This window comes from Chitinophaga sp., assembly GCF_035538455.1.
Classification (GTDB): domain Bacteria; phylum Bacteroidota; class Bacteroidia; order Chitinophagales; family Chitinophagaceae; genus Chitinophaga.
Window position 1 is genome coordinate 31892 of record NZ_DATLKJ010000212.1, and the last position, 18069, is coordinate 49960.

Genomic DNA, 18069 nt, shown 5'->3' on the forward strand with positions numbered 1-18069 from the left:
AACGATAATATAATTATGGCAAAAGAATCCGTAAAAGCCAGACAAAGGAAAAGAGAAGCTATGGTAGCCAAATTTGCTGAAAAGCGTGCTACCCTGAAAGCTGCCGGTGATTACACTGCACTGGACAAACTGCCTAAGAACGCTTCTCCTGTTCGTCTGAAAAACAGATGCCAGCTGACCGGTCGTCCTAAAGGCTACATGCGTCACTTCGGTATTTGCAGGAACATGTTCCGCGACCTGGCACTCGCAGGTAAAATCCCTGGTGTAACTAAAGCCAGCTGGTAATTAAAAGAGTCGGCCCGGAACCTGCTCAACGGCATTCCGGTCTCCGAAAGAAAGTTATTTGAGTCCCATCTTATTACGATTGGATATCGCATTGTAAACATTATCAAACTATTTCAAACAATGGTTACTGATCCAATAGCAGACTTCCTGACCAGAATCCGGAACGCGCAAATGGCCACCCACAGGATCGTGGAAATTCCGGCTTCTAAGCTGAAAAAACGTATTACAGAAATTCTGTACGACAAAGGTTATATCCTGAAATACAAATTTGAAGAGGATAACAAGCAAGGCGTAATCAAAATTGCGTTGAAGTATGACCCTCAGACCAAAGAGCCCGCTATCAAGGAATTGCAGCGCATTAGCCGTCCTGGTCTTCGCCAGTACGCTAAGCCTGAAGAGTTCAAGCGTGTGAAGAATGGCCTTGGCGTGGCTATCATCTCTACTTCCAAAGGTGTAATGACCGATAAGGAAGCGAAAGCACAGAACGTAGGTGGCGAAGTAGTTTGCTACGTATATTAATATATTCTGAATAACTGGTTGTTATCCGACCAGTTATTCGTCTTGAGGTTATCTGACAATTAAGCTTTCTATACGGCGCTGAACACGGATAACCTGTAAACAATATCATCAATAAACTTTAATCAGAAGTTATGTCACGTATAGGTAGAAGTCCTATTAAATTGGCTAGCGGTGTTACAGTTACTGTTTCCTCGGCCAATGAAGTAACCGTAAAAGGTCCTAAAGGTGAGCTGAAACAGAGCATCGACAGGGATATTCAGGTAGAGGTGAAGGACGGCGTTTTAACAGTAGTACGCCCAACTGACCAGATCCGTCACAAAGCGCTGCACGGTTTATACCGCGCATTGCTGGCTAATATGGTTCTGGGTGTAACAGAAGGCTTCAAGAAGCAGCTGGAACTTGTGGGTGTTGGTTATAAAGCGGCTCACAGCGGTCAGTTACTGGATCTGTCTCTGGGTTACTCTCACAATATTGTTATCGAAATTCCAAAAGAACTGAAGGTTAATACACTGACAGAAAAAGGTCAGAACCCTAAGATCATGCTGGAAGGTGTCGACAACCAGTTACTGGGTCAGGTTGCTGCTAAGATCCGCAGCCTGCGTAAACCAGAGCCTTACAAAGGTAAAGGTGTTCGCTACAGTGATGAAGTGGTACGTAAGAAAGCTGGTAAATCGGCTGGTAAATAAAAATTTTTAATTAGCTAGTCAGCCCGGCGCTGATTAGCTAATTTTAACAGTATCCCGGCAGCATCGGGATCATAAAACAAACTCAAAAATGAGCACAAAAGTTAACAGGAGACAGAAGATCCGTTACCGCATCCGTAAAAAGATTTCCGGTACTGCAAAAGCACCGAGGTTATCTGTATTTCGCAGTAACAGCGATATCTATGTGCAACTGATCGACGATACAAATGGTACGACACTGGCATCTGCTTCTTCCCGTGATAAGGATATCAAAGCGCAGGCCGGAACCAAATCTGAGAAATCCAAACTGGTTGGTAACGCAGTTGCTAAGAAAGCAGTTGCATTAGGTATCACCAGCTGCATTTTCGACAGAAGTGGTTATTTATACCATGGCCGCGTTAAAAGCGTAGCTGACGGCGCAAGAGAAGGTGGTCTCCAGTTCTAATCACAGGGGTCCGAATTTTTATAATTCTGAACAAGTAATTCTTATAAAATAAAATGGCAAAGAATTCATTCAATAAAGTAAAGGCCGGTGATCTGGAGCTGAAAGAGAAAGTTGTTGCGATCAACCGTGTTACCAAAACTACCAAAGGCGGTCGTACATTCAGTTTCTCCGCACTGGTTGTTGTAGGTAATGAGAACGGTGTGGTAGGACACGGTCTTGGCAAAGCTAAAGAAGTACAGCAAGCAATCACTAAAGGTATAGACGATGCTAAGAAGAATCTGATCAAGATTCCGGTAATGCACGGTACTATCCCTCACGATCAGTTTGCTAAAGAAGGCGCTGCCAAAGTATTGATCAAACCAGCTGCACACGGTACGGGCGTAATCGCCGGTGGTTCCATGCGTGCGGTTCTGGAAAGTGCAGGTATCACAGACGTTCTGGCTAAATCCCTGGGTTCTGCCAATCCGCATAACGTGGTAAAAGCTACTTTCAAAGCGTTGGGTATGCTGCGTGAGCCAATCAACGTGGCAAGAACCAGAAGCGTATCTCTGAAGAAAGTATTCAACGGTTAATTCTGTAGGAATTACTGCCGGCAGGAATATTTATCCGGGAGATTTTGAAACTCATTCATTCACAATTAAATTACTCCGCTTTCCGGCGGATAGGGATTTATGGCAAAGATTAAGATCACTCAAGTGAAAAGTGGTATCGACCGTCCTGAAAGGCAGAAACTGACCTTAAAGGCGCTGGGGCTGACTAAAATGCACGCTACTGTTGAAGTAGAAGCAACTCCTCAGATCCTGGGTATGGTTCGTAAAGTAGACCACCTGGTAAAGGTAGAAGAAGTGAAAGCTTAGTAATTAAGTAACACTGCTGTGGGATTGTCCTTTGATAATCTTACATTTACATTTGTATCTTTACTGAAGATATTTTTAACATTAAATGCGAGCGGTTAATTTCCGCGTAAGTAAAAACAATTAAATCATGAATCTGCATTCATTAAAGCCTGCTAAAGGCGCTGTACATAAGGAAAAACGTCTTGGACGTGGTGAGGCTTCCGGTAAAGGTGGAACTTCTACGAAAGGTAACAAAGGTATCCAGCAGCGTGCTGGTTACTCCAGCAAAAGAGGTTTCGAAGGGGGCCAGATGCCAATTCAGCGTCGTATGCCTAAGCGTGGCTTCAAAAATAATAACCGGGAAGAATATACAATCTTCAACCTGGGCCAGCTGGACCATTTAGTTGAAAAATACGGTCTGCAGGAATTCAATCTGGAGAATCTGTTCATGAACGGCCTGATCAACAGAACCGCCAAAGTTAAAGTTCTGGCTAACGGCGAACTGAAGAGCAAGGTTTCTGTTAAAGTGAACGCTATCAGTGAGAAAGCTAAACAGGCCATCGAAACAGCAGGTGGGTCAGTAGAACTGGTATAAGACTTTACGACTGAGGAGACGCCTACGGAGTAGTGCGTCTTTTCATATTTAATAGCGCTATTAAACCTTTATCTTCCTGTGAAGAAATTTATCGAAACGATTAAGAATATCTGGAGTATTGAAGATCTGCGTAATCGCATCTTAACCACCCTACTCCTGGTCCTCATTTACCGTGTTGGATCCTATATAGCTTTACCTGGAATTGATGCAAACGCCCTGTCCAACTTTGAGAAAAACTCTAACCAGGGGATTTTGGGGCTGTTTAACATGTTTGCAGGTGGATCGTTTTCAAGAGCCTCCATCTTTGCGCTGGGTATCATGCCCTACATTTCCGCATCAATTGCTATTCAGTTATTGACAATAGCAGTGCCTTATTTCCAGAAACTGCAGAAAGAAGGAGAAAGCGGCCGCAAGAAAATCAACCAGTATACCCGTATACTTACAGTGGTGGTTACTGGCTTCCAGGCAAGTGCTTACGTGGCTTACCTGCGTAATCAATCCGGTGGCGCTATTATCCCTGAATACGGTACTTTCTTTTTCTGGCTTTCGACCACCATCGTGCTTACGGCAGGTACCCTGTTTGTAATGTGGCTGGGTGAGAAGATCACAGATAAGGGAATTGGTAACGGTACTTCCATCATCATCATGATGGGTATCCTTGCCCGTCTGCCTCAGGCGTTGATCGCGGAATTCTACAGTAAGGTGGCTGGTGCTGGTGGGCCTATCCTCTTCCTGATTGAACTCGCAGTATTCATCCTGATTACAGTAGGTTTGATCCTTCTGGTTCAGGGTACACGCAAAATACCTGTAAACTATGCTAAACGCATCGTTGGCAACAAACAATATGGTGGTGTACGCCAGTTCATTCCGCTCAAAGTGAATGCAGCCGGTGTAATGCCTATTATCTTTGCCCAGGCTATCATGTTTATTCCTGCAACACTGATCGGTTTCGCTACTTCTTCCGAAAGCGCTTCCGGTTTTATCAGGATCTTCAGTGATCACACCAATGGATGGTACAACCTCATCTATGCGGTACTGGTAATTGTGTTCACATATTTTTACACTGCGTTGATTTTCAACCCGACTCAGATGGCGGATGAAATGAAACGTAATAACGGGTTCATTCCCGGAGTAAAGCCTGGTAAATCCACTGCTGATTACATTGGCGCTGTGATGGACCGTATCACCCTGCCCGGGGCATTTTTCCTGGCGCTGGTGGGTATACTTCCGGGCGTGGCTGCTGCCTTCAAGGTGAACAGTAACTTTGCTACTTTCTTCGGTGGTACTTCTCTGCTGATCATGGTAGGTGTTATCCTGGATACTTTGCAACAGATCGAAAGTCAGCTGCTGATGCGCCACTACGATGGTCTCATGAGCACAGGCCGGATCAAAGGCAGAACAGCACCGGCTAATGCATAAGTAATTGCCCGCTCTGGTGTGCAAAAACATTAAATAGCCACAAAAGCCCATGCTTTGGTGGCTATCTTTCTTTTATAGTTATGAGCGGCCTTTCCTGGCCTTCCCGGAACAGGGGGCCTGCTGCTAAAAGCTGATTTGAAATGATTCATTATAAGACGAAGGAAGAAATAGAGCTGATGCGTAAGAGTGCCCAGCTGTTGAGCGCAGCATTGGCAGAAGTAGCCAAAGCGCTGAAACCGGGCATGACCACGCTGGAAGTAGATGCAGTGGCGGACAAGTTCATCGTGGAGAATGGCGCAACGCCTTCTTTCAAAAACTATAAAGGATTTCCGAATGCCTGTTGCATTTCTGTGAATGAGGAAGTGGTGCATGGTATTCCTAACAAATACGTACTGAAAGACGGCGATATCCTCACGGTGGATGTTGGTGTTTATATGAACGGTTTTCATGCTGATAGTGCTTACACCTTTGCTATTGGCAATGTGGCTGAGAATGTACGCCGTCTCATGAGCGCAACAAAGGCAGCTTTGTATAAGGGCATTGAGAAAGCGGTGGTAGGTAACCGTATTGGTGATATTTCCTATGCTATCCAGGAGTATACTGAGAAGGAGCGCGGGTATGGTGTGGTAAGAGAGCTGGTAGGTCATGGCCTGGGCAGGCATCTGCATGAAGACCCACAGGTTCCCAACTATGGTAAAAGAGGTAGTGGCCCGGTGATGAAGGAAGGATTGGTGATTGCTATTGAACCAATGATTAACTTGCGCTCAAAGGATGTGGAGTATCTGGAGGATGGATGGACTGTAGCCAGCCGTGATAAGAGTCCTTCCGTGCATTATGAGCATACAGTTGCCGTAGGAAAAGCAAAAGCAGATATTTTGTCTTCTTTTACAGGAATTGAAGAGGCAGAGAAGAATAATCCCGAACTGAATACAAATTATTAAGTTATCGATAGATTATTTATATAATATTAGAGTGGATAGGGAGGAAAAGATTGGGTAAGGAAGCATAAAACTGGCAATAATAATAATAATCACGGGAAATTTTTCTATTTCAAAAGATAAATGCTATCTTTGCAGTCCTAAAAATTTTTATGGCAAAACAGGCACTCATTAAACAGGATGGAATTATATTAGAAGCCTTGTCGAACGCTATGTTCCGTGTAAAACTGGAAAACGGGCATGAGATTCTGGCCACCATTTCTGGAAAAATGAGAATGCACTACATACGCATTCTGCCAGGAGATAAGGTGGGAGTGGAGATGAGCCCGTACGATCTGTCAAGGGGCCGTATAATTTTCAGATACAAGTAAGAGGGGCAGGGATAAGCAGGGTTGGTATAACTTAACAAAAAATATAACCTTTTATAAAATAATAATCATGAAGGTAAGAGCTGCAATCAAAAAAAGAAGTGCGGATTGTAAAATAGTTCGTAGGAAAGGTGTTTTGTTGGTAATCAACAAAAAGAACCCTCGTTTCAAACAGCGCCAGGGTTAATCGGTTCCCCTTAACGGAATTTGATTTTTTAGTCAGAATCATAAAATCTAAAATATAAATATGGCACGTATAGCCGGTATAGATCTTCCTAAAAATAAAAGAGGAGAAATTGGCCTCACCTATATCTTCGGTATAGGCCGTTCTACCGCCCAATATATCCTGAACAAGGCGGAAATTGATGTTAGCAAGAAAGTGAAGGATTGGAATGATGATGAACAGTCTGCCATCCGTAACATTATCAACGGCGAGTTTAAGGTTGAGGGTCAGCTGCGTTCTGAAGTACAGATGAATATCAAGCGTCTGCTGGATATCGCTTGCTACCGCGGTCTGCGTCACAGGAAAGGCTTACCGCTTAGAGGTCAGCGTACACGTACCAACAGCCGTACCCGTAAAGGTAAGCGTAAGACAGTGGCTGGTAAGAAAAAAGCAACTAAGAAATAATAAATAAAATCCCAGGTTGAAATCCCATTTTCCGATTCAGAGGGGTTTCAAAGACAGTGATGGTCGATAATTTGGGATCTGGAATTTCATATTTGGAATTTAAATAATTATGGCAAAAGCAAATAATACAAAAACTGCTGCTAATAAGAAAAGGGTAGTAAAAGTAGACAACTACGGCGATGTACACATCTCCGCTAGCTTTAACAATATCATCGTGAGCATTACCAACAAGCATGGTCAGGTTATCTCCTGGTCTTCTGCTGGTAAAATGGGCTTCAGAGGTTCTAAAAAGAACACTCCGTATGCAGCTCAGCTGGCTGCACAGGATGCTGCTAAAGTTGCTATGGATGCCGGTCTGAAAAGAGCAGATGTTTTTGTAAAAGGCCCCGGTGCTGGTCGCGAAAGTGCTATCCGCGCTATCGCTAACTCAGGAATCGAAGTGAGCATGATTAAAGACGTTACGCCTTTACCACACAACGGTTGTCGTCCTCCTAAGAAAAGAAGAGTATAGGAATTCTATATAACATTTTCCAGATGCCTGATTTCGAGCGAAATCGGGTATCTGGAATTTGTAGTATATTATTTATAAATTGGGTGTATGATCAGGTTTTCAGATTTTTTGAAGAGCATACATCATTAACTAAAAAATCTAAGTAAATTTCAATCATGGCAAGGTATACAGGCCCAAAGACCAAGATTTCCAGAATTTTTGGCGAACCCATTTTAGGTAATGGTAAGTATTTAGGTAAAAACAGCAACCCTCCGGGTCAGCACGGCGCGAACCGCAAACGTAAACAGTTAGGTGAATACGCTCTGCAGCTGAGAGAAAAACAGAAAGCAAAATACACTTACGGTGTACTGGAGCGTCAGTTCCGCAACCTGTTTGACGAAGCTAACCGTAGAAAAGGCGTTACTGGTGAGGTATTGATCAAATTACTGGAAGCCCGTCTGGATAATACGGTTTTCCGTCTGGGTATCGCTCCTTCCCGTCCTGCCGCCCGTCAGCTGGTTTCTCACAAGCACATCACCGTTAACGGTATCGTGGTTAACACTCCTTCTTATCAGCTGAAACCAGGTGATGTTATCAGCCTGAAAAACAGGACTGCGAACAATACCGCACTGACCAGCGTTATACGTGGAAAAAATCCTAAATTCAGCTGGCTCGATTGGAATGAGAAAGAACTGAAAGGAGTATTCATTGCTTATCCTGAGAGAGAGAGCGTTCCTGAGAATATCAAGGAACAACTGATTGTGGAATTGTACTCTAAGTAATAAATATTAGTGCACCGCAATTGTGGTGCACTAACTTCATATTTAAACTCATAAATCTATCATATCAATGGCAATTTTAAATTTCCAGAAACCTGATAAGATCGTTTTGCAGAAGTCTACTGACTTTGAAGCTCAATTCGAATTCCGTCCATTAGAACCAGGTTATGCTGTGACTATCGGTAATGCGTTGCGTCGCGTACTGTTGTCTTCTTTGGAGGGCTATGCCATTGTGGGTATTAAGATTGAAGGTGCTGATCACGAATTCGCTACACTGAAAGGTGTTACTGAAGACGTTACTGAGATTATCCTGAATCTGAAACAGGTTCGTTTCAAGAAGATCTCTGAAAGCGATGTAACGAACGAAAAGATCACATTGTCCATCAAGGGTAAAACAGAATTCCGTGCGGACATGATCGAGAAAGCTACCAGTGCTTTCCAGATTATGAATCCTGAACTGTTGATCTGCACCCTGGACCCTTCAGCCAAGCTGGATATCGAACTGACTATCGGTAAAGGCCGTGGTTATGTTCCGGCAGAGGAAAACAAACCCAAGGATGCAGTATTCGGCTACATCGCCATTGACTCTATCTTTACTCCAATCAAAAACGTAAAGTATAGCATAGAAAATACCCGTGTGGAACAAAAAACCGACTATGAGAAACTCATCATGGAGGTTGTTACAGACGGTACTATACATCCAGAAGAAGCTGTTAAACAGGCTTCCCGTATCCTGATCCAGCACCTGATGATCATCACTGATGAGAACATCAGCTTTGATACCAAAGACACTGAGAAGGAAGATGTGGTAGACGAACAAACACTGCAGCTGCGTAAGATACTGAAAACACCGCTGGAAGATCTCGATCTCAGCGTACGTGCATTCAACTGTCTGAAAGCCGCTAAAATCAACTCCCTGAGCGAACTGGTACAGTACGAACAGGAAGAACTGATGAAATTCAGAAACTTCGGTCAGAAGTCCCTGAGCGAAATTGAACAGGTATTAGGTGAAAGAGGTCTGCACTTCGGTATGGATCTGTCTAAACTGAAACTGGAAGAGGAATAATTTTTTACAGGTTTTAGCCTTCAGCGTTTAGCTGGCTGCTAAAACCTGATTTTTTATCATAAGTACCTTGCAATTCCTGACACGGTGCAAGGGTAAAACAACAAATGTCATGCGTCACGGAGTTAAATTAAACAAATTAAGCAGAACTGCTTCCCACCGCCAAGCCTTGATGTCTAATCTGGCTTGCGAATTGATCAGCCACAAACGTATCACCACTACTCTCGCTAAGGCGAAAGCTCTGCGTGTATATGTTGAACCGCTGCTCACAAGAGGTAAAAACGATTCTACTCACAACCGCAGGATCGTGTTCAGCTACCTGCAGGACAAAGAAGCTATCAAGGAACTGTTCGGTGTGATCAGTGAGAAAATAGCTAACCGCCCTGGTGGTTACACTCGTATCATTAAACTTGGTAAACGTGTGGGCGATAATGCAGAAGTTGCACTGATTGAACTGGTTGATTTCAACGAAATCTACGGTACATCTACAGATAAAACTCCTGCTAAGAAAACCCGTCGTGCTGGTGGTGCCAAGAAAAAAGCTGGAGCTGATGAAGCTAAAGCTGCTGACACTACAACAACTGAAGAAAAATCAGCAGAGTAGTCTGAGATTACGATACAAGGGAAGGACAACGCAAAGCGTTGTCCTTTTTTTATATATTTAAATGTATAAATTTCGTAATATTATGCTGTGATCCTATAATTGTCTTCCTATGAAATACCTTGTGTGTGATGGGTGTGCCCACGCTAACCCAATTAAATCTGAATACCTCACTTTTTGCAGCGCCTGCGGTAAAAAGCTACCGCATAATTTTATGGAATGGCGTCTGCGTAGTCCGCTGGCATCCTTTGCGGAGTACCAACAGGTGGTAGGTATCTCCATTAAAGAGAAAAAACCTAATGCAGCAGCTGTCTGGATGAAAAGACAATTCCAGCCCGTCAACCGGGGAAAGCTGATTCTCTTCTTTTCCATTGTCATTCTACTAATGGCTACTGCTGGTTCACTTTTTGGTAAACGTGCTGTATACTCGCTTTTTTATGCAAAGGCTCCCAAGAACTATTTGTACAATAACTGGCACACAGCAACTATTGGCAGACAGGCCCTGGAAATAAGCACACCGGTGAAATTGTGGATTCACGACCAGCCACTTGAGAAAGAAGAAGCCAACATGACCGAGTATGCTAAAAGTTATCGGAATGAGGACGGCAACGGTATTCTGATCACTGTAAATATGAGGAGCTATCGACAGGATATAACGAATAACCTGGCTACTGCTGTGGAAGCCTCACATCACATCCTGCAGAACAGCCGGGAAGTAACGGACATTCATTGCAAATCAGTGCCGGTATTAATCTCCGGTATGCAAGGGGTATTAGAGGAAGGTAGCTATCTTTATAAAGGTGCCATCAAACTTGCTTTCTGTAACCTGATGATGGTACGGGAAAGCAGCCGCTGGCAGATTTATATCAGTTACCGGGATGATGATGAAGTCGGGCAACAGGTGGCCAGAAGGGTATTGAAATCTGTAAAAATTAAATAGCTGCGGTGACTGGTAAAAAAAATCTGTATTTAACTGTTGCATTTCATAACTTTGCACGGTTTTTTATCCGAACCTTCAGGGCTGCAAACCCTTGAAGGTTTTTTTTAAAATATTAAACAAGAACAGATACCAGAAATGCCTCAGACAAGAACCATCCAACCTGCCATACTGCTGTTAGACGACGGTACGGTTTTTCAGGGAAAAGCTTTTGGAAAAATTGGCACTGCCGCCGGTGAATTGGCTTTCAATACCGGTATGACGGGTTACCAGGAAGTGTTTACTGACCCTTCTTACAAAGGACAGGTACTTATCATGAACAACTGCTATATCGGGAACTACGGGACCAAAAAAGAGGACGTAGAAAGCAACAGTGTAAAGATCAGTGGTCTGATTGCTAAAAACATTGCCCGTAATTACTCCAGGAAAATGGCGGACGAGTCACTGGAGAAATTCCTGACAGACAATAACCTGGTAGCTATTTATGATGTGGATACCCGTGCACTGGTATCTCATATCCGTAGCAAGGGCGCCATGAACTGTATCATCTCTTCCGAAATACTGGATGTAGAGCAGCTGAAGGCAGAGCTTGCGAAGGTGCCTTCTATGGAAGGGCTCGCGCTGAGCCAGGAAGTATCTACCCAGGAAGCCTATTTTGTAGGTGATCCGGCTGCCGAGATCCGTATCGCAGTAATGGATAATGGGGTGAAAAGGAATATGTTGAAATGTCTTTCTGAAAAAGGTGCTTACCTGAAGGTATTTCCTACAGATACTAAGTTTGAGGTATGCGAAGAATTCAAGCCCCATGCATACTTTATTTCCAATGGTCCTGGTGATCCGGCACCGTTGAAGTATGCTGTTGATACTGTAAAGCAGATCCTGGCTGCAGAGAAGCCTATGTTTGGTATCTGTCTCGGCCATCAGCTCCTGGCGCTGGCTAATGATATCCCTACTTATAAAATGCACCACGGTCATCGCGGTTTGAATCACCCGGTGAAGAACCTGAAGACAGGTTTATGTGAAATCACTACACAGAACCACGGATTCGCCGTGGATGCAGCAGCAGTTGCTGCCAGCGAAAATGTGGAAGTAACGCACATCAACCTGAATGATAACACTGTGGAAGGCATCCGTATCAAAAATAAACCGGCATTTTCGGTGCAATATCACCCGGAAAGTACACCTGGTCCTTATGATTCGCGTTATCTGTTTGATGACTTTTTTGAATTGATCAAGGCACATAAGCCGGCTGGCGTATAATTATCGCTTCAACATACTGTTTTATAAACTGAGACGGTCCCGAGGAATCGGGACCGTTGCATTTTAAAATTCCACGTTATGAAAACAAACGAAATTGCTATGCAACAAGGCGATAGCTTTTCCGCCGTTTTATTACATAACAATATTATAAAAAAAAGATGTGTTATTGTGAAATCAGTTGCTGAAAATTTTGAGTGAAGTGAACTGAGCGGGGAATATGTACCGTTAGAAGAGGAAAATACTGAGATATAAACAAAAAAATACGGCTCTGTGATCAGAGCCGTTTGCCTTTATAAATTCCACGTTATGAAAAACTGATACAAAAATACGATATTTTGCTAAAACGTTTTAGTTATTCTTAGACTTTTTACAGATGACTGATAAATCATCCCTGTAAATTCAATTCAAAGGTCGCATCAAAAACACGTTCTCCGAAATTCTACAGGTTAAATTTTTCTTAAACAAGTTTAGATTTTGCAAGCTATCGTATATGTAAATATTTTTATATTCTGTTTATTTTCGTCTTTGTTCGATTTGTTGAATCAAATATACAAAATAAAATATCAAAAAAGCAACATGGTTCATTTAAAAAATGGCTTTTTGATTAAAATATGATATATAAAATTATTTATAATGTATTATTTAATCTCTTTGTCGATGGTGAATTTTATTTTACACGGCCAGGATATACTTCCAGCGCTTTTTCCAGACATACCATAGCCTGGCTGATATCAGCGGTATTCAGTACATAAGCCAGTCTGACTTCATTCTTACCTAAACCAGGGGTAGCATAAAAACCGGTAGCCGGCGCCATCATCACCGTCTGTTTTTCATATTCAAAGGATTCCAGTATCCACTGGCAGAATTTATCTGAATCATCAATTGGCAGTCGTGCAATAGCATAGAAAGCACCACCTGGATTTGGACAGAACACACCCGGAATAGCATTCAGCCTGCTTACGAGCAGATCACGACGGCTCTGGTATTCGGCTTTTATAGCATCGAAGTAATCAGCAGGCAAATCTACTGCGGCTTCGCCGGTAATTTGTGCGAAAGAGGGAGGGCTGAGGCGAGCCTGTGCAAACTTCATCGTTGCATCCAGCACTTCCTGGTTTTTTGTTACAAATGCACCAATACGGCCTCCACATGCGCTGTAACGCTTGGAGATTGTATCCATCAATATCACGTTCTGCTCCATTCCTTCCAGGTTCATGGCAGAGAAATGCTGGCCGGTGTAGCAAAATTCGCGGTAGGCTTCATCTGAGAAAAGGAACAGGTTGTGCTTCAGACAGAGCTGCTTCAATACTTCCATTTCTTCGTGGCTGTACAGATAACCAGTGGGGTTATTCGGGTTACAGATCATGATAGCCCTGGTACGGGGAGTGATTGCTTTTTCAAAATCCGCCATTGCAGGCAGTGCGAATCCTGTTTCTATGCTGGACGTAATGGTCTTTATCTTCACTTCTGCCTCCACAGCAAAACCATTGTAATTGGCATAGAATGGTTCAGGAATAATCACTTCATCTCCCGGATCAAGGCAGGCCATAAGTGCAAAGAGAATAGCTTCAGAGCCACCAGTGGTAACAATGATCTGGTTATGATTTAAGGAGATATTGAATCTTTCGTAATAGGTCACCAGTTTCCGGCGGTAACTTTCATTACCAGCACTGTGACTGTATTCCAGCACTTTGAAGTCGGAATGGCGCACTGCATCCAGCACAGGCTTGGGCGTTTCAATATCAGGCTGACCAATATTCAGGTGATATACCCGGTTTCCTTTTTTCTTGGCTGCTTCTGCGAAAGGAACTAGTTTTCTTATGGGAGAGGGCGGCATTTGCACGCCTCTCTGGCTGATAGTAGGCATAAAATTGTTTTGATTCTTTTGCGATGCAAAGATAGGACTACATGGTGCAACAAAAAAACCTTGCAGCATACGCTGCAAGGTTTTATATAAGTAAGATAAATCGGTCTTAGTTGTTTCCAACTGTACCAGTCAGGTGCAGTTCTTTGTCTTGATCAACACCTTTGAATTTAACCCAGATGGTTTTGTTCTGCTGGCCCATACCGTTTGCACTGTAACTTGCGGTGATCTTACCTTTTTTACCAGGCAGAATAGGCTCCTGAGTCCATTTAGGTGTAGTGCAGCCACAGCTTGCGCGGGCAGCTTCAATCAAAACAGGTTCTTTGGAAATGTTAGTAAATTCAAAATCAACAGTTACTGGTTTATTGAGCTCTGTTTTTCCGAAATCAACGGTTTCTTTTGCAAACTTAACTTTAGAATCAGCTGGATTAGGTTGTGACTGAGCCCACAGCGCTGTGGTGAGCAACATGCTCGCAAATAGGGATAAGATAAACTTTCTCATTTTCATATGATGGTTTTTAAAAGCTAGGTTAAAAAAAATAAATTTCTTTCTTGCTGTAAACAAATTTACGGCCAAAAAGTATTAGTTACCTTACAATTTATTAAAATCTTATTAAAATAAATCAGATTATTTTAAAAGGGTGACTGACTGCCATTTTTCAACTGTATAATTAACCTTACTTTTGTACTTTAACCATGAGGCACATGATAGAAAATAACGAACTATCTATGAATATAGAAAGCCGGTTGTCATTCGAAGAATTCCGCAAGGAAGTGTTAAATGATTACAGGTTGGCCTGCATAAGCAGAGAGGTGAGTTTGCTGGCTCGTAGGGAAGTGCTTACGGGGAAAGCAAAATTTGGCATTTTTGGAGATGGTAAAGAAATAGCGCAGATCGCAATGTCAAAGTACTTCAAGCCTGGGGATTTTCGTTCCGGTTACTACCGTGACCAGACCATTGCATTTGCCACTGGTATTGCTAATCCTGAGCAGTTCTTTTCTCAGTTATATGCCGATCCCAACCAGGAGCATGATCCTTTCTCCGGCGGCCGTCAGATGAACTCTCACTTTGCAACACCTAATCTCGATAAAGACGGTAACTGGCTTAATCTTGCGCAGATGAAAAACACTGCGGCAGATATGGCGCCTACTGCGGCTCAGATGCCGCGAGCACTGGGACTTGCCTATGCTTCAAAGATGTTCCGTGAAACGGAAGAACTTCACCAGTTTAAAGACCTGTCAGACAACGGTAACGAAATCTGCTTCGCCACTATCGGTGACGCCTCTACGTCGGAAGGACATTTCTGGGAAACCATGAATGCTGCAGGTGTTTTACAGGTGCCCCTGGCTGTATTTGTATGGGATGATGGCTATGGTATTTCTGTTCCTCGTAAATATCAAACAACAAAAAACTCTATCAGTGCCGCACTCGAAGGCTTCCGTAAAACCGACGGTACCAACGGCTTTGATATATATAATGTAAAAGGTTGGGATTATGCCGGCATGTGTGAGGTGTTTGAAAACGCTATCCGTAAAATACGCGAAACGCATGTTCCTGCACTGTTTCATGTAGAGGAGATCACACAGCCGCAGGGTCACTCCACCAGCGGTTCTCACGAACGTTACAAAAACAAGGAAAGACTTTCCTGGGAAAAAGAATTTGACTGCAACCTGAAGATGCGCTCCTGGATTCTTGAGAATGCATTGAGTGAAGAAGATACGCTTCACGAAATAGAAGCCGCAGCCAAAGTGACCGCACAAGAGGCTCGCAGGTCTGCATGGGAAAAATATATCGCTCCTATCAGAGAACAGGTGCAGGCTTTTTCTGCTGTAGCTGCACAAACTGCAACAGTTGCCGGCGCTGATGTACAGGAGATCAACAAAGTTATTAATGAGCTGCAGTCTAATCGTGAGCCGCAGCGTCGTGATATTCTTAAAGCAGCTGCCACCATTCTCTTCAAGCACAGGCCGATTAAATCAGAGCCTGCTATTCGGGCTTTGCAGGAGTATTACAACAAGTATCAACAGGAAGAAAAAGAAAACTATAATACCAACCTTTATGCTACCGGCATAAATGCTGTTGGCAATGTACCTGTGGTACCTGCTGTTTACGAAGAGGAAGGCATTACGCTCAACGGTTACGAGATACTGAATAAATATTTTGATCAACTGTTTACCAACAATCCCAGGGTTTTTGCCTTTGGCGAAGATGTGGGAAAGATTGGCGATGTGAACCAGGGCTTTGCCGGACTTCAGCAGAAGCACGGACAAAATCGTATAACCGATACCGGTATACGGGAGCTCACGATCATGGGGCAGGGAATTGGTATGGCACTTAGGGGATTGAGGCCTATTGCGGAAATACAATACCTCGATTACCTGCTATATGGTCTTCAGCCATTATCTGATGACGTAGCCTCCCTGCAATACCGCACTAAAGGAATTCAGTGCTGTCCTATAATTGTGCGCACACGCGGACATCGCCTGGAAGGTATCTGGCACAGCGGGTCTCCGATGGGCATGATCATCAGCTCCCTGCGCGGCATGTACGTATGTGTACCCCGAAATATGGTGCAGGCAGCCGGTATGTACAATACGCTGCTTCAGGCCAATGAACCGGCTATTGTGATAGAGTCGCTCAATGGCTACCGTCTCAAGGAAAAGCTGCCGGCCAATCTTGAAACATTTACCGTGCCCCTGGGTATTCCTGAAGTACTGAAGGAAGGTACCGATGTTACATTGGTTACTTATGGCTCTATGACACGTATTGTGGAGGAAGCCATGGTAACGCTGGAGGAGATGGGTATTTCCTGTGAACTGATAGATGTGCAGACCTTACTGCCTTTTGATATAAATCATACCATTGTACAGTCACTGCGCAAGACTAACCGTATTCTCTTCATTGATGAAGATGTACCGGGAGGTGGCACTGCTTACATGTTCCAGCAGGTAATGGAAGTGCAGGGTGGTTACCGCTGGCTGGATGTGTCTCCCCGTACGTTGAGTGCACAGGCACATCGCCCGGCATACGGTTCCGACGGAGACTATTTCTCCAAGCCCAACACAGAAGATGTTGTGAAAATTGTTGTGGAGATGATGGAAGAATAACAGACACTATTTGCTTAATAGGCGAGGCCACCGTAAATGCATAGATCTGCATATGCGGTGGCCTCTTTTTTAACATTAAGCAGTTATTGCAGGCTTAGTAGTGCTATTATGGCGCTGCAAAGGTGTATGGATTTTCCGATGTTATGAACTGCTGACGCATGAGTTAATAATTATTTAATTAATTAATCGGCTAATTTTAGAGGGACAAATTAAACCATACGAACCGATGAAGAATATAGTTGTATTGGACGGATATGCTTTGAATCCCGGAGACCTCGATTGGGAGCCATTAACAGCGATAGGTAATGTGAAGATATATGACCGCACACCCGAGCATGAAGTGGCAGCACGTGCAGCCGGAGCACAGATCGTGCTGACCAACAAAGCAATTCTAAGTGCCACAACAATAGCGCAATTACCAGAGCTGGAGTACATAGGTGTGATGGCCACTGGCTATAACGTGGTGGACATCGCTGCTGCGAAAGCCAGAGGGATACCAGTTACCAATGTTCCTGCATATGGTACAGCTTCTGTAGCACAGCAAACATTTGCCCTGGTACTGGAATTATGCAATCACACGGGGTTACATGCAGACAGTGTACGGGCAGGAGAGTGGAGCAGGTGTAAGGACTTTAGTTATTGGAAAGCGGCGCTGATCGAGCTGGATCAGCTTACATTGGGTATTGTAGGGCTGGGAGAGATAGGAAGAGCCGTAGCGCGTATTGCACTTGCTTTCGGAATGAAAGTGATTGCATATCACCATCACCCGGAACGGGACAAAATGGAAGGAGTAACTTTTGTAGATCTTGCAACCTGTTTCAGGGAAGCAGACATTGTATCCTTGCATTGCCCGCTGAATACCAACAACAGGGAGTTTGTAAATATAGATCTGCTGCGGACGATGAAGAAGACAGCTTTATTAATAAACACCAGCAGGGGACCGCTGATACGCGAACAGGATCTTGCGGAAGCGCTGAAAGCAGGTGTGATTGCGGGCGCAGGACTGGATGTATTGTCTGCCGAGCCTCCCGCAGAGAATAATCCGTTGCTTACGGCACCCAATGCTATTATCACGCCTCACATAGCATGGGCTACAAGAGCTGCCAGGAAAAGACTGCAACAGACTGCTATAGAGAACGTAAAGACGTTCCTCAATGGCACTGTTATTAACAACGTAGTGCGCTAGAAATCTTACTACCATTGGTATACAGTGTATTTCATATGTGATTTTGTTAACAATATAGGAATGAATAA

The 18069-nt window shown here is 43.7% G+C and carries 22 protein-coding genes; 20 read left to right on the forward strand and 2 right to left on the reverse strand.

Translation table 11 applies throughout. The features are described 5' to 3' along the window. The first annotated feature begins 15 nt into the window (after positions 1 to 15). The 18 genes from rpsN (at position 16) to carA (ending at position 11846) form a co-directional block, all read left to right on the forward strand. Positions 16 to 285, forward strand: a complete 270-nt coding sequence (gene rpsN / locus VM802_RS25195; RefSeq protein ID WP_325535886.1) for a 30S ribosomal protein S14 — start codon at positions 16 to 18, stop codon at positions 283 to 285. Positions 286 to 405: 120 nt separating this feature from the next. Then, positions 406 to 804: a 30S ribosomal protein S8 gene (gene rpsH, locus VM802_RS25200; protein ID WP_078666988.1), complete on the forward strand. Its 399-nt coding sequence runs from the start codon at positions 406 to 408 to the stop codon at positions 802 to 804. A 131-nt stretch (positions 805 to 935) separates the two neighbouring features. Further along, entirely contained in the window at positions 936 to 1490 is a 555-nt protein-coding gene (gene rplF, locus VM802_RS25205) for a 50S ribosomal protein L6 (RefSeq protein WP_325535889.1), read from the forward strand. Positions 1491 to 1578: 88 nt separating this feature from the next. Next, entirely contained in the window at positions 1579 to 1932 is a 354-nt protein-coding gene (rplR, locus tag VM802_RS25210; protein WP_325535891.1) for a 50S ribosomal protein L18, read from the forward strand. Positions 1933 to 1985: 53 nt separating this feature from the next. Continuing rightward, positions 1986 to 2504, forward strand: coding sequence for a 30S ribosomal protein S5 (rpsE, locus tag VM802_RS25215; protein ID WP_325535893.1), 519 nt, complete (start codon positions 1986 to 1988; stop codon positions 2502 to 2504). Positions 2505 to 2603: 99 nt separating this feature from the next. Continuing rightward, the gene (gene rpmD, locus VM802_RS25220) at positions 2604 to 2789 is read left to right on the forward strand and encodes a 50S ribosomal protein L30 (RefSeq protein WP_325535895.1); all 186 of its coding nucleotides are present in this window, start codon (positions 2604 to 2606) and stop codon (positions 2787 to 2789) included. A gap of 127 nt (positions 2790 to 2916) precedes the next feature. After that, complete coding sequence (rplO, locus tag VM802_RS25225) at positions 2917 to 3363, forward strand: 50S ribosomal protein L15 (RefSeq protein ID WP_325535897.1); 447 nt, start codon at positions 2917 to 2919, stop codon at positions 3361 to 3363. Between the two features lie 78 nt (positions 3364 to 3441). Beyond that, positions 3442 to 4782: a preprotein translocase subunit SecY gene (gene secY, locus VM802_RS25230; protein ID WP_325535899.1), complete on the forward strand. Its 1341-nt coding sequence runs from the start codon at positions 3442 to 3444 to the stop codon at positions 4780 to 4782. Positions 4783 to 4922: 140 nt separating this feature from the next. After that, positions 4923 to 5723 (forward strand): type I methionyl aminopeptidase, encoded by an 801-nt coding sequence (gene map / locus VM802_RS25235; protein ID WP_325535901.1) that lies wholly within the window; start codon positions 4923 to 4925, stop codon positions 5721 to 5723. 149 nt (positions 5724 to 5872) lie between these two features. Next, positions 5873 to 6091 carry a translation initiation factor IF-1 gene (gene infA, locus VM802_RS25240; protein ID WP_012789309.1) on the forward strand — a complete coding sequence of 73 codons (219 nt, stop codon included), beginning with the start codon at positions 5873 to 5875 and terminating at the stop codon, positions 6089 to 6091. A gap of 67 nt (positions 6092 to 6158) precedes the next feature. Beyond that, a complete protein-coding gene (rpmJ, locus tag VM802_RS25245) occupies positions 6159 to 6275 on the forward strand; it encodes a 50S ribosomal protein L36 (RefSeq protein ID WP_073083232.1) in 117 nt (38 codons plus the stop codon). A gap of 60 nt (positions 6276 to 6335) precedes the next feature. Next, on the forward strand, positions 6336 to 6716 hold the full coding sequence (rpsM, locus tag VM802_RS25250) for a 30S ribosomal protein S13 (protein ID WP_325535913.1): 381 nt from the start codon (positions 6336 to 6338) through the stop codon (positions 6714 to 6716). Positions 6717 to 6825: 109 nt separating this feature from the next. Further along, complete coding sequence (gene rpsK / locus VM802_RS25255; protein ID WP_127044295.1) at positions 6826 to 7227, forward strand: 30S ribosomal protein S11; 402 nt, start codon at positions 6826 to 6828, stop codon at positions 7225 to 7227. Between the two features lie 155 nt (positions 7228 to 7382). Beyond that, positions 7383 to 7988: a 30S ribosomal protein S4 gene (rpsD, locus tag VM802_RS25260; RefSeq protein WP_325535917.1), complete on the forward strand. Its 606-nt coding sequence runs from the start codon at positions 7383 to 7385 to the stop codon at positions 7986 to 7988. Between the two features lie 67 nt (positions 7989 to 8055). Further along, positions 8056 to 9051, forward strand: coding sequence for a DNA-directed RNA polymerase subunit alpha (locus VM802_RS25265; RefSeq protein WP_325535919.1), 996 nt, complete (start codon positions 8056 to 8058; stop codon positions 9049 to 9051). 109 nt (positions 9052 to 9160) lie between these two features. Continuing rightward, entirely contained in the window at positions 9161 to 9652 is a 492-nt protein-coding gene (gene rplQ, locus VM802_RS25270; protein ID WP_414647126.1) for a 50S ribosomal protein L17, read from the forward strand. Between the two features lie 211 nt (positions 9653 to 9863). Next, positions 9864 to 10589, forward strand: a complete 726-nt coding sequence (locus VM802_RS25275; RefSeq protein ID WP_325535921.1) for a hypothetical protein — start codon at positions 9864 to 9866, stop codon at positions 10587 to 10589. Positions 10590 to 10724: 135 nt separating this feature from the next. Then, entirely contained in the window at positions 10725 to 11846 is a 1122-nt protein-coding gene (gene carA / locus VM802_RS25280) for a glutamine-hydrolyzing carbamoyl-phosphate synthase small subunit (RefSeq protein ID WP_325535923.1), read from the forward strand. Between the two features lie 667 nt (positions 11847 to 12513). On the opposite strand, the gene VM802_RS25285 is transcribed toward carA, so the two are convergent. Next, the gene (locus tag VM802_RS25285; RefSeq protein WP_325535925.1) at positions 12514 to 13710 is read right to left on the reverse strand and encodes a pyridoxal phosphate-dependent aminotransferase; all 1197 of its coding nucleotides are present in this window, start codon (positions 13708 to 13710) and stop codon (positions 12514 to 12516) included. Positions 13711 to 13816: 106 nt separating this feature from the next. Further along, the gene (locus VM802_RS25290) at positions 13817 to 14215 is read right to left on the reverse strand and encodes a DUF1573 domain-containing protein (RefSeq protein ID WP_325535927.1); all 399 of its coding nucleotides are present in this window, start codon (positions 14213 to 14215) and stop codon (positions 13817 to 13819) included. A 197-nt stretch (positions 14216 to 14412) separates the two neighbouring features. On the opposite strand from VM802_RS25290, the gene VM802_RS25295 reads away from it, so the two are divergent. Both VM802_RS25295 and VM802_RS25300 read left to right on the forward strand, forming a co-directional pair. Further along, positions 14413 to 16815: an alpha-ketoacid dehydrogenase subunit alpha/beta gene (locus tag VM802_RS25295; RefSeq protein ID WP_325535929.1), complete on the forward strand. Its 2403-nt coding sequence runs from the start codon at positions 14413 to 14415 to the stop codon at positions 16813 to 16815. A 226-nt stretch (positions 16816 to 17041) separates the two neighbouring features. Continuing rightward, positions 17042 to 18001 carry a D-2-hydroxyacid dehydrogenase gene (locus VM802_RS25300; protein ID WP_325535931.1) on the forward strand — a complete coding sequence of 320 codons (960 nt, stop codon included), beginning with the start codon at positions 17042 to 17044 and terminating at the stop codon, positions 17999 to 18001. Positions 18002 to 18069 lie beyond the last annotated feature (68 nt).